At 45.3% G+C, this 12,605-nt stretch carries 11 protein-coding genes and 1 pseudogene; all 12 read left to right on the top strand.

The features are described 5' to 3' along the window. The first annotated feature begins 184 nt into the window (after positions 1 to 184). The 12 genes and pseudogenes from AC1DWN_RS09435 to AC1DWN_RS09380 all read left to right on the top strand — a co-directional run bounded on the left by AC1DWN_RS09435 (position 185) and on the right by AC1DWN_RS09380 (position 12,514). Complete coding sequence (locus tag AC1DWN_RS09435; protein WP_477558643.1) at positions 185 to 775, top strand: non-ribosomal peptide synthetase module; 591 nt, start codon at positions 185 to 187, stop codon at positions 773 to 775. A 353-nt stretch (positions 776 to 1,128) separates the two neighbouring features. Next, a pseudogene (locus AC1DWN_RS09430) lies at positions 1,129 to 1,308 on the top strand (DUF4309 domain-containing protein); the annotation flags it as partial. A 276-nt stretch (positions 1,309 to 1,584) separates the two neighbouring features. After that, on the top strand, positions 1,585 to 1,983 hold the full coding sequence (speD, locus tag AC1DWN_RS09425) for an adenosylmethionine decarboxylase (RefSeq protein ID WP_477558642.1): 399 nt from the start codon (positions 1,585 to 1,587) through the stop codon (positions 1,981 to 1,983). Between the two features lie 198 nt (positions 1,984 to 2,181). Next, entirely contained in the window at positions 2,182 to 3,564 is a 1,383-nt protein-coding gene (hemA, locus tag AC1DWN_RS09420) for a glutamyl-tRNA reductase (RefSeq protein ID WP_477558641.1), read from the top strand. Between the two features lie 35 nt (positions 3,565 to 3,599). After that, positions 3,600 to 4,412, top strand: a complete 813-nt coding sequence (gene ccsA / locus AC1DWN_RS09415; protein WP_477558640.1) for a cytochrome c biogenesis protein CcsA — start codon at positions 3,600 to 3,602, stop codon at positions 4,410 to 4,412. 34 nt (positions 4,413 to 4,446) lie between these two features. Further along, a complete protein-coding gene (locus AC1DWN_RS09410; protein ID WP_477558639.1) occupies positions 4,447 to 5,091 on the top strand; it encodes a precorrin-2 dehydrogenase/sirohydrochlorin ferrochelatase family protein in 645 nt (214 codons plus the stop codon). Then, on the top strand, positions 5,088 to 6,065 hold the full coding sequence (hemC, locus tag AC1DWN_RS09405; RefSeq protein WP_477558658.1) for a hydroxymethylbilane synthase: 978 nt from the start codon (positions 5,088 to 5,090) through the stop codon (positions 6,063 to 6,065). Before AC1DWN_RS09410 ends, hemC begins: the two co-directional genes overlap by 4 nt. A gap of 1 nt (position 6,066) precedes the next feature. Further along, entirely contained in the window at positions 6,067 to 7,620 is a 1,554-nt protein-coding gene (gene cobA, locus AC1DWN_RS09400; protein ID WP_477558638.1) for a uroporphyrinogen-III C-methyltransferase, read from the top strand. A 16-nt stretch (positions 7,621 to 7,636) separates the two neighbouring features. Next, positions 7,637 to 8,635 (top strand): porphobilinogen synthase, encoded by a 999-nt coding sequence (gene hemB, locus AC1DWN_RS09395; protein WP_477558637.1) that lies wholly within the window; start codon positions 7,637 to 7,639, stop codon positions 8,633 to 8,635. Between the two features lie 4 nt (positions 8,636 to 8,639). Continuing rightward, positions 8,640 to 9,944 (top strand): glutamate-1-semialdehyde 2,1-aminomutase, encoded by a 1,305-nt coding sequence (gene hemL, locus AC1DWN_RS09390; RefSeq protein ID WP_477558636.1) that lies wholly within the window; start codon positions 8,640 to 8,642, stop codon positions 9,942 to 9,944. Positions 9,945 to 10,003: 59 nt separating this feature from the next. Then, positions 10,004 to 10,990, top strand: a complete 987-nt coding sequence (locus AC1DWN_RS09385; RefSeq protein ID WP_477558635.1) for an RluA family pseudouridine synthase — start codon at positions 10,004 to 10,006, stop codon at positions 10,988 to 10,990. Between the two features lie 105 nt (positions 10,991 to 11,095). Next, positions 11,096 to 12,514: a LysM peptidoglycan-binding domain-containing protein gene (locus AC1DWN_RS09380; RefSeq protein ID WP_477558634.1), complete on the top strand. Its 1,419-nt coding sequence runs from the start codon at positions 11,096 to 11,098 to the stop codon at positions 12,512 to 12,514. Positions 12,515 to 12,605 lie beyond the last annotated feature (91 nt).

Genomic DNA, 12,605 nt, shown 5'->3' with positions numbered 1-12,605 from the left:
AAAGCAGAGGATACAGTGAATAAGTCGGCATTCCTCGTGAAATCCTCCGTTTTTTTCTGGAATATGCGAGAATTTAGGGTATGGACGACAGGAATAAAATTCGCTGATCACGTATAATATACTTAGCAAAACGTAAACACATCGCAATAACCAAGCGCAAGTCCAAAGAATTGGGGAGATTTTTATGGCTAAGCGGCTAGCCACGGAGTATGTCAATGCCAAACTGCAGTTAACGAATGAAGAGATGGTCCAATTTATCCGTTTATTTGAAGAGCAGCAAGTTCACTTTCAGGTGCTCGTGCTCGATAACGGAAGTCAGGAGCTTGTTCTCGAAGACGTAGCAGGGAGGGAAGAAGTCCGACTGACCTTTGAACGTCAACAAGACTTTTATGTATGTGTACTTTCTTGCCGCCTTGTTGGTCCGAGGCTGACAAATGCAATGCGCAAAGCGGTATCTGCTTTCCGCGGCAACGCGATCGTCAACCGAATCTACAGTCATTATACGATGGTCTATCACTATATGAACGGTTCTGTTATCAAAATTGTTGAAAGTTCAGAAACTGGAGAACGTGTCGTTTTCGAATTTAAGGATACGCTCGGACAGCTAGAACGAATGTTCAGCAGCCGTCTGATTGAGCGGGAAATCGATATGATTAATAACGCGGTCAATGAATTGCTTGATTTACGCAATCAAACGAAGGATACAGCTGAAGTTGGAAGGATTGACGAGAAACTGTCTGGTCTGACCCGGAAGCTGTTCGTTTTAGAAGCTTAACCTATACGCATCAATGAGGAGAGAACTGCAATTGCGGTTCTTTTTTTTTATTATTTCATGCCCCAAGATGTTTGAATGGACAAAATCCAGTTTAATATATAGTTAGAGGCTTATTGTTTGCAAAACCGACAAGTGCAACATATTTCATTATTACGTAGTTGAGTAGCGGTTACATTATCCTTCGCAGTGGCTGTATTAATAGCAGGCTGCAGCAACAATGATGCTAAACCCTCTCAAACGCCGCCTGCAGTCTCAACGATGCCTACTGACCAGTCAAATGTGGCAGTCAACGATAATGAAGTGGGAGCTCCTACAGGGGCTGTAGAGACCCCTAATGCGGAAACGGATAAAATGATATTGAGAAAGCACTAGGAAAGGCGGATTCATCTTCTGTTAACGGTTCTGACAAAATCTACACGTACAATGTGAATAACCAATTTCAGTTAAAATTTGTAGTTGCAAAATCAACGAACAAAGTAGATCATATATCCGTTTTCAGCCCGCAGGACGCGAAAAACAATATGGCGGGATGATTATAACTGAAGCAGTGTTGCAGGATAAGCTTGCATGACATACATTGAAAACAGGGTGTAATCGTATATGAAATTGTAAAATCTGCAAAAATAATAGTTGCAATTATCCCGAATAGATGTTATTTTTATTCTCGTTGAAAACACAATAATAGGAACCAGGATTCACTGAGGACATAGTTATGTTGCGAGAGATTTATCCCTCGAGAAGTGAATGACGTAGGTCCTAGCGGATGAAATTTTTCAAACATTTTATTCCTAGGAAGGGGGAACCGAAGGATGGAGTACTCAACTTTCGGAAGACACGTTGCTGTTGATGCTTGGGGTGTAGACTTTGATCTACTGAACAGCGCTGAATTTTTGCAATCCCATATGGTAGAAGCTGCGGAGGCTTGCGGAGCTACTGTAATGTCGGTTCAAGCGAAACAATTCGATCCTCAAGGCGCAACCGTGCTCGTGCTGCTGTCGGAGAGTCACCTCTCGATTCATACGTATCCTGAGAGAGGCTTTGCCGCGCTTGACTGTTATACCTGCGGTGAAACTGTTGATCCTCAGCTTGCGATTGACTACATGCTCGCTGTACTGAAGCCAAAAGCAACTTATGCGAAGAAGCTTGTACGCGGTATGGGCGAACTGCAAGTGGAAGAGCCAAAAATGAAACAAACAGAGCTCGTATAAGAGCTTTTAATTTAACAGACATGTCGAAATGACCATGGATTTTATCCATGGTTATTTCTTTGTGAGAATTGGGTATAATGAGTCTGTATTTTTCAAACATTATTCATATATGAACATTATCTGAATATTGAATTATGGTATACTTAGCGTTAATATGATTGCTTTAAACGCAATAGAGAAGGAGGCAGGTGACCGCGCATGCACATTATCGCAGTAGGATTGAATTATAGAACAGCTCCCGTAGAAGTCAGAGAACAGTTTGCTTTCGCGGAACGGGACTTACCAGAAGCGCTCAAACAGCTCATTCAAACGAAAAGCATAATGGAATGTGTCATTGTAGCGACCTGCAATCGAACAGAGCTTTACGCGGTGGTGGACAGGCATCATTTGTGCGGACATTATATACGCAGCTTTATGGAGAGTTGGTTTAAATTACCTAGAAACCAATTTACAAACCATTTATATATGTACGAGGATGAAAAAGCTATTGATCATTTATTCCGTGTCACCAGCGGAATTGATTCTATGATCATCGGAGAAACACAAATCTTAGGTCAGGTGAAAAGTGCTTTTCTGTTGGCACAGCAGCAGAAAACAACGGGTACATTGTTTAATATGTTGTTTAAACAGTCGCTCACAATGGCCAAACGTGCACATACCGAGACAACGATCGGCGAATCTGCCGTCTCAGTTAGTTACGCTGCGGTTGAGCTAGGAAAAAGGATATTCGGACAATTTAACAAGAAGACGGTCATGGTCATCGGCGCAGGAGAAACGAGCGAGCTAACAGCGAAACATTTGTATGCGAATGGGGCAGATAAGGTTATCGTGGTGAACCGGACATATGAGCGAGCAGCGCAACTGGCAGATAAATTTAATGGTGTCGCTTGGACAATGGAAGAAGCCACACAAAAGCTCCATGAAGCAGACATTATCATTAGCTCTACGGGAGCGGATGGCTATGTATTGACTCGTCAACAAGTGGYAGGTGCGATGCAGCGCCGTAAAGCGAAACCATTGTTCATGATTGATATCGCAGTGCCGCGGGATTTTGATCCATCGATCGCTGCAGTTGATAATGTGTTCTTATATGATATCGATGATCTAGAGGGGATTGTGGAAAGTAATCTGGAGCATCGGCGTCAAGAAGCCACCAAAATCGAAGCCATGATTAGTGAAGAAAAGGATCTGTATGAACAATGGTACAAGACACTTGGAGTAGTTCCGCTAATTAGAGCTTTACAGACAAAAGCGGCTGATGTTCATGAGGAAACGATGAACAGTCTTACTAATAAATTGCCTGAACTTGGCGAGCATGAGCTTAAGGTCATTCGTAAGCTGACGAAGAGCATTGTGAACCAGATGATGCAGGATCCTATTTTACGAATTAAAGAAATGGCTGGTGAAAAGCGGGCGGACGAAGCAATGGACATGTTCGTCAAGCTGTTTGCGCTGGAGGATGAGCTTACGAAGACAAAACAAGCAGAGATTGCCGCGGAAGCGGAGACTGYGGCTTCTGCAAAGAAGAAAAATGTTCAAACCCATGCAGCTGCTGTTGCTTTTGCGCCCATTATTAGATAAAAGGGCAGCTATATGAGCCGCAGTGTGGAGGAACAATGTTGACACCTAATTTGCTATATGATGCAATGCTTTATATTTACGCCCTGAGCCTGCTGTTTTATTTCTCCGACTTCATGAATGCGAGTCGGAGAGCGAAACGGACCGGTACAGGGCTGCTTATTTTTGTTTGGGTATTGCAGACTGGTTACTTGATTATAAGAATGATGTCTCATTTGCAACTGACGGTGATAACACCGTTTGAATATTGGTTAGGATTCTCGTGGCTTTTGATTACGGTGTCATTAGTCAGCAATCGTTTTTTTAAAATTGATTTTATCGTATTTTTCGTAAATGTGGTCGGTTTTGCAGTTTTAGCTCTTAATTTATATAGTAATTCAGGTGAGGGTCAATCATCAGGGCTATGGGGAACGACTAGAGAGTTATTATATGTACATATTAGTCTCGTGTTATGCGCGTATGCGGCTTTGACTATTGGAGCATTATTCGCCGGGATGTATTTGTTTTTGCATAATCAATTGAAACGAAAGCGATGGTCTAATTTTGTGCGTAGACTTCCTAGCCTAGATATGATTGAACGCTACGGAGATAGGGCGGTTATTATAGGAGTCCCATTGTATGCGATGTCACTTGCCATTGCAGTCACATCCTTGCTGGTAGAAGGCCATGCTGCGCTGCTGCTTGACTTTAAAGTGCTTTCTTCCTTCGCTGCACTGATTATGTATATTGTTTATGTCTATCAAAGAGCAATGCTGAATCGTCCTGGACTACAGCTTGCCAAGCTTTATATCATATCGTTTGGTTTATTAATTTTGAACTTGCTGTCCAATTATTTCTCTTCTTTTCACTAAGGTTCAAGGAAAGCTAATGTGGAGGACAATCGATATGAATGGCTATTATCCAATCGTTATACAGCTTATGGGAAAGCGTTGTATCGTGGTTGGCGGCGGTCTTATTGCAGAACGTAAGCTGTTAGGTCTGCTTGACGCGGGGGCTGACGATGTCTTGCTCATCAGTCCATTAGTAACTAGTAAAATCGAAGCGTTAGCTGCTGCTGGCAAGATTCGCCTGGAACGGCGGGAATATACGGAAGATGATGCTTTAGATGCCTGGCTTATTTTTGCGGCAACGAATGATAAGCACATTAATGATGCCATTACGGCTGAGGGGCAGCGGCTTGGTAAGCTGGTTAATCAAGCAGACGAACAGAACAATAGTTCCTTTATTTCACCAGCTGTAGTCAGAAGAGGCGACCTGCTGCTTGCGGTTACTGCATCAGGTGCGAGCCCTGCGTTATCCAAGCGGATCAAGCTCGAACTTGAAGCTCAGTATGGAGCTCGTTATGCGGAAATCACGAAAAAATTACGCAACCTGCGTGAACGAGCGAACGAACAGATACTAGATGTACACATGAGGCAATCGGTTTTAAGGCTTGCAGCGGAAGAAGCTGAAGAGGATAGACAAATCAACTTTGATTGCGATGAATGGCTGCAGAGCTTGCTTCATCGTATGGACAGGGGGCATACATAGTGGCAATTTCTAATGATGGCAAAAGGGTAATAGTTGTAGGAACAAGGCAGAGCGTACTTGCACTTACACAAACAGGACAGGTTATCGATCAGTTGAAGCAAATTAGCGAAACAAATGGTTTTGATTATTCGTTTGAGGTGAAAAAGATCATCACGAAAGGTGATCGTATACTAGATGTTACTCTTTCCAAAGTTGGCGGAAAAGGTTTGTTCGTGAAGGAGATTGAACAGGCTTTGATTGACGGTGATATTGATATGGCTGTTCACAGTATGAAAGACATGCCGTACGAGCTGCCAGAAGGACTTATGAACGGTGCTATTCCTAAACGTATAGACCCACGAGATTGTTTGGTTATGCGTGAAGGAACGAGCTTAGCTGACCTTCCAATTGGCGCTCGTGTCGGTACAAGCAGCTTGAGACGCTCATGCCAGCTCAAAAATGCAAGACCGGACTTGAAGCTGGAATCTATTCGGGGCAATATTGATTCTCGGATGCGCAAGCTGGAAACAGAAGGCTTTGATGCTGTTGTGCTTGCAGCTGCTGGTCTAACAAGAATGGGGTGGGAAGATCGTATTTCCGCTACTGTGCCGACAGATGTATGTGTACCTGCTGTAGGTCAAGGCGCGCTCGGTATAGAGTGCCGTGAGAATGATGACCAAATCAGGCAACTGCTTGATTTGCTTAATGATTATGAAACAGAGCTTGCTGTAAGAGCAGAACGCAGCTTTCTCGGCTCTCTGAACGGCGGCTGTCAGGTGCCGATCGGTGCATACTGCGTGGTCGGAGATGCTGTTGAAGGTGATACAAACCGAAGGAAGCTTGAGATGACTGGCATTGTAGGATCGCCGGACGGTGCAATACTGCTTAAAGATATAAAGCAAGGTACAGATCCCGAGCAGCTAGGAAGAGATGTTGCTGCTGCGCTCATTGCGCGTGGAGCAGACCGAATTTTAGCTGAAATTGGGGGGGAATAAGGTGAACAAGGGGAAAKTTTACTTGGTTGGCGCTGGACCTGGAGATCCAAAGCTGATTACTTTGCGAGGACTGCAGTGCTTAGAGTTATGTGATGTAGTTGTATACGATCGATTGGCTAGCCCCAGACTTCTACGGCATGTGAAGCCTGGAACGGAACAAATCTATGTCGGTAAGCTTCCCGACCGTCATACGATGAAGCAGGAAGAAATTAATCAGCTGCTCGTTGACCTTGCACTTCAAGGAAAAACGGTCACTCGTCTAAAAGGCGGAGACCCGACTATATTCGGACGTGTTGGAGAAGAAGCTGAACTGCTTTATGATAATGGCATCGAATTTGAAATCGTACCGGGAATAACGTCAGCAATTGCTGTTCCTGCCTATGCGGGAATTCCGGTTACACATCGTGACTTGGCCTCTTCCCTTTCCATTATTACAGGACATGAAAGTCCTGACAAGCTTGATAGGAGCATTCATTGGGATAAGGTAACCAATGCTACAGGAACGCTTATCTTTCTAATGGGTGTTGCGAAAATTGGATATATATCGGATCAATTAATCAAACATGGAAAACCTCCCGAAACACCGGTAGCACTCATCCGCTGGGGAACCAGGGTTGAGCAGCAGACGATTGTCGGAACGCTAGCTACCATTGAAGCAATTGTACTTGCAGCGAACTTCAAACCGCCTGCTGTTATCGTAGTAGGTGAGGTGGTACTGCAGCGCGAGAAGCTGAGGTGGTACGAACGCAAGCCTCTATTCGGAGTCAGAGTGCTTGTCACACGTGCCAGGGCGCAGGCTAGCGAGCTTGCAGATCAGATTGAAGCGCTAGGCGGCGAGCCATGCGAATTCCCTGTAATCGAGACACGTGAGCCTAGTGAACCTGAAGCAATCAACAATCTTAGTGAACAGCTTGAGCAAGCCGAGCAATATCAATGGCTTATGTTCACAAGCGTGAACGGAGTTGATTATTTTTTTCGCTGGCTGCGTAAGTTCAATATCGATATTAGAAGGTTTCATAACGCAAAAATCGCTGCGGTCGGCCCGAAGACGGCTGATGCTCTTGCTCAGCGAGGCCTTACGGTGGAGGAGCTACCGCAAAAGTTCCATGCTGAAGGTCTCTTAGAAAGTTTGGAAGATAAGTTGATGCCAGGGGAACAAGTCTTGCTGCCACGAGGAGACCTAGCTAGAGAAGTATTGCCACGAGAGCTTTTGGCAAAGGGGCTTGTGCCTGTAGAAATTGATGTTTATGAGACTGTGCTCGCCGACAATCAAGATGAGCTTGCTCTGGAATGGATTCGTGAGAAAGAAATTCATATGATTACTTTTACAAGCTCATCAACTGTAACAAATCTTCTGGAATTGCTAAGACGAAAAGGAATACCGAACCCAGTTGAGCTTTTGTCCGGAATACCTATCGCAAGTATAGGCCCACTAACGTCTCAGACCGTAATTGCTGCCGGCTTAGAAGTTACCATTGAGCCTAAAGATGCCACGCTGGACAGCCTGTTGCAAGCGATAGTTGATTATCAGCACGCTAATGCTTCCATATCGTAAGGAGGAATACTGAATTATGAGCTTTCCAATTGTTAGAAATCGCAGATTACGCAGATCATCAGCATTACGTAGTTTGGTAAGAGAAACTGTGCTTGGAACGAACGACTTAATCTATCCTATTTTCGTAACACATGGTGAAAATATTAAAGAGGAAATTAGCTCTATGCCGGGCGTGTATCATTTCTCAATGGATCGTCTGGAAGAAGAAATTCGCGAGGTTGTTGCGGCGGGCATTCAATCGGTATTGCTGTTTGGTATTCCTGAGCATAAGGACGCGATTGGAACATCAGCATATGACCCGAACGGCATCGTTCAAGAAGCTATAAGAGCAGTTAAAGCATGGGCGCCTGAATTACTCATTATTGCTGATACTTGTTTGTGCCAGTTTACGGATCATGGCCATTGCGGTATCGTGCATGTTAACGAAGCAACTGGAACAGCAGTAGTTGATAATGATACTTCACTAGAGCTGCTTGTCCGTACTGCTGTATCGCAAGCGGAAGCTGGAGCCGATGTTATCGCGCCCTCAAATATGATGGATGGATTCGTTCAAGCTATTCGACATGGCCTTGATGAGGCAGGCTTTAATGACATAGCGATATTATCGTACTCCGTTAAATTTTCATCTGCCTTTTACGGTCCTTTCCGTGAAGCAGCCCATTCTGCGCCGCAATTTGGCGACCGCAAAACCTATCAGATGGATCCAGCTAACCTGCGCGAAGCGCTGCGAGAAGCGGAATCAGACGTGGCAGAGGGCGCGGATATGCTAATGGTGAAGCCTGCTTCAGCCTACCTGGATGTTATTAAGCTGTTGAAGGATAATTTCGATCTGCCTGTTGTTGCTTATAACGTAAGTGGAGAATATTCGATGGTAAAAGCGGCAGCCGCTAACGGCTGGATTGATGAGCGTGCTATCGTTATTGAAACGTTAACGGGAATGAAGCGTGCAGGTGCGGATATCATCATTACGTATCATGCGAAGGATGTAGCAAATTGGCTTAGAGGGGAAGCGTAAGCAGATGAGTGAACATTCACGATTAAAAAATAACGAGCGTTCAGTAGAGGCCTTTGCAAGAGCAAAGAAGGTTATGCCTGGCGGTGTGAACAGTCCGGTTCGTGCATTCAAATCAGTTGGCTTAAATCCTGTTTATATGGAACGAGGACAAGGAAGCCGTATCTTTGATATCGATGGAAATAGCTACATCGATTATGTAGCTTCTTGGGGTCCGTTGATTATGGGACACGCACATCCTGAAGTAATCGAAGCGATTAAACGTACAGCTGAGAAAGGGACGAGCTTCGGAGCTCCGACCGAGCTAGAGACGTTAATGGCTGAGTTGGTATGTGAGCGAGTTCCATCGGTTGATATCGTGCGGATGGTTAATTCAGGCACAGAAGCGACGATGAGCGCGCTTCGTCTTGCGCGTGGATATACAAAGCGTAGTAAAATTTTAAAATTCGAAGGTTCTTATCATGGTCATGCAGATAGCTTGCTGATTAAAGCAGGATCAGGTGTAGCTACGCTTGGTCTGCCAGATAGTCCGGGTGTACCTGAGCATGTGGCTTCACATACGATCACTGTTCCTTACAATGATATCGAATCCGTTAAATTGGCATTTGAGAAATTTGGCGAAGAGATTGCATGTATTATTGTTGAGCCAATTGCCGGCAATATGGGCGTAGTACCGCCGCTGCCAGGTTTTCTGCAAGGTCTGCGCGATGTGACGACCCAATACGGTAGTGTATTAATTTTTGATGAGGTTATGACAGGTTTCCGAGTTGGTTATAGCTGTGCGCAAGGCTTGTATGGCGTTACGCCAGATCTGACTTGCTTCGGTAAAGTAATTGGTGGTGGACTGCCTGTAGGAGCATACGGCGGTAAACGTGAACTGATGGAATTGATCGCGCCAAGTGGTCCGATCTACCAAGCAGGTACATTATCAGGCAATCCGCTTGCAATGGCAGCAGGTTATACGACGCTAAGCTTGCTGACGCATGAAACGTATGAGTTATTAGAGCGGCAAGCTGTCAGACTTMAACTCGGCTTCGAAGCGAATGCCCGCAAGCATGGCATAGCAAGCACTATTAATCGAGTTGGCTCTATGGTTTGTCCTTTTTTCACCGATACATTTGTTATTAACTTTGAAACGGCCAAAACATCAGACCTTGAGAGATTTAAAGCGTACTTTGCCGCTATGCTTGATTTGGGAGTAAGTGTAGCGCCGTCTCAATTCGAGGGCATGTTTGTCTCGGCTGTTCATACGAATGAGGATATCGATGCAACGATAGCGGCACATGATATCGCATTAGGGCGATTGAATTAGGCTTACAGAAAAGGTTAGGAAACACGTTAACAATCGCAAGCTTTGGAGGTTGCATTCACATGACATTTCAGAATGTGAGACGAAACGGACAATGGCTTGAGCTGGATTGGAAAGAGCTCGGTGCTTATTCTGTTTCTGACACTGAAATCCATACGGAAAAGGAGAAGGCAGCAACGTCTGCTTCTCCGCAGCCGCGAGCTGGTAGTCATCCGCACGAAGTGCGGCAGTGGCTGCTGGCTCGTTCCTTTTTTCCGGCTAAGTGGATTAACAAGTTATTTTCCGTTGGAGGGATTGGCTGGAGAAGTGATACGCTTCAATTGCTAGCTTATCCAGCCATCGATCCGCAAAAGGACCCCATATATCGAAAAGCATTAATCGCTACTAAGGCAGAAGCTCCGATCGTCTTGTATGAGGATGATTATTGCATAGTGTTTCATAAGCGAGCGGGTATGCCAGTTCATGAGTCTACCCCTGGTCAAATCGGGACCTTAGATGAAGCTGCTGCTAGACATGCCCTAAACCAAGGGGATCCCCTGCAGATTCGTCACATTCACCGACTAGATGATGAAACCTCAGGACCTGTCTTGTATGCCAAAAATGATTTAGCACAATGGAAACTGGATGAAGCGATGCGTAACAAGGATATCGACAGACAGTATATCGCTGTTGTTCATGGGCGTGTCACGAAAGCATCGGGAACAATCAACTTGCCAATCGGTAAGGACAGACATCATCGTGCTAGGCGACGAGTTACGGATAACGGTGACCAGGCCATCACTCACTTTGAAGTGGCGGAGGCTGGATCATGGGCATCAATCGTACGAGTGAAGCTGGAGACAGGAAGAACGCATCAAATACGTGTGCATATGAGTCATATAGGTCATCCTCTTTTAGGAGATGTTCTATATGGCGGCGATAAGAAATTATTAGCACATCAAGCGTTACACGGCGAAAGGCTTATTTTCCCACACCCATGGTCTAATGAGCGAATTGAAGTATATGCAGTATGGCCTGAATGGCTAACAAAGCTTGCTTCGAAAATTTAATATCCGTTCAAATTGGTAGTCATGCTACTGCCTGCCCTGCCATATAGATAAGTAGTGAATGTAACGTTAGCCCAAGCATTCAGTACAAGGAGGGAGGACTTAGACGTGTCGGATCATACAAACGGTTTACGTTTTGATGTGTATGAGCGCGTACATTTGCCCGATGATGTTGCGGCAATAGACGAGCTGGAGGAAATTGAGCTTGTTCCCCGCATTCAAGTGATAGATCAGGGGGACCATGCTGTTTTGAAAGGGCAGTTGCTCTTAAGTGGTATATATCGGAGTCAGAATGATTCTGATGCTCAGCTCACGCTTGAGCATTGGATTCCAGTCGAAATTACTTTGCCGATGAACCGAATTACGCGGCTAGATGATATCTCGATTGAAATCGATAATTTTGATGTCGATTTGTTATCTGCTCGGACGCTCAATGTAACAGGTGTCCTATCCTTGCGAGGGATTTCTGCACAGCCTATTTTTGAGCAGCAGGAAGAGGCTTGGAAAGAGGAACCGTTCACTGTCGTCCATCAGCGACAGCCCTATGATGAACGGCTTGAGGAAGAGTTTGCCGCAGAGACGGACAGCTCTAGACAACCGTACATATCGGAGGAAGGGGTTCAGGAGTCGGAAGCTGATTTTGTTTACGAGCAGCAGCAGGAATGGGCTAATAATTCTGATGCTACGGTTACGATCTCTTCGTCAACAACCGATTCAGGTTGGTCGTCTGCACAGTTCTTTTCGCCAATTGTCCAGAGGCGTGATGAGGAAGCTGAAGTAGAGGCGGAATCGGAATCGGAAGAGGAAGAGGAAGAGGAAGAGGAAGCAAGGGAGATTACGTATAACTCGCAAATAACGAGTGATGAAGGATGGCTTGCTTCATCCTCCCAATATGTGGAGGCTGTCGAATCTGAACCTGGCCGTCAAGAACAGGAACGCTACGAGCAATGGCAGCAATCGGAGCGTATAGCAAATGCACAAGCGTTGTATCAGCAGCAGCAAGAGCAGGAATTGGAGCAAGAGCTGGAACCTGTGCAGGAGCTCGAGCAAGAGCAAGAGCAAGAGCAGGAAGCTGTGTATGATCAAGTACAGTATCGCGAGCCAAATCAGATTGCTGAACAGTCACCACCGGAGCAGGAAAAACAGGAATTGCGTATTGCTCTTTCTGGAAAGCAGCCCGAGGATAATAGTGGTGCAGCACCGAATGTCGGGATTCTGACATTGCTGCAATCGAGCAGACGTGAGCAAGCAACTCGTCAAGCAGCAGAGCAGGTAGTCGCTCAGCAGCTAGCGGATGAAAGGGCACGCGTGCAAGCATCAGGTGATGAAATAGAATGGCAGAACTTATTCCTCGGCAAGCAATCGGAAGATAATGATTTCCGCAAAATTCGGGTATGTATCGTACAGAGGGACGAAACATTAGAGCTTATCGCCTTGCGATACAGCATGAAGCCGAGGGAAATATTATTGCATAACCGCTTAGACGAGTCTTCAGTATCTGAAGGTCAACTTCTGTACATTCCATAAACGATCGCAAAAATGTGTCGCGTAACAATCGCATGACCATCACTTAATCATCGGAAAACCATCGGATAACCAACGAAACACGATCATACTA

Source organism: Paenibacillus sp. P4_A7 (assembly GCF_056402455.1).
The sequence above is the reverse complement of the archived record's forward strand: the minus strand, read 5'-3'. Positions and strand labels throughout refer to the sequence as shown.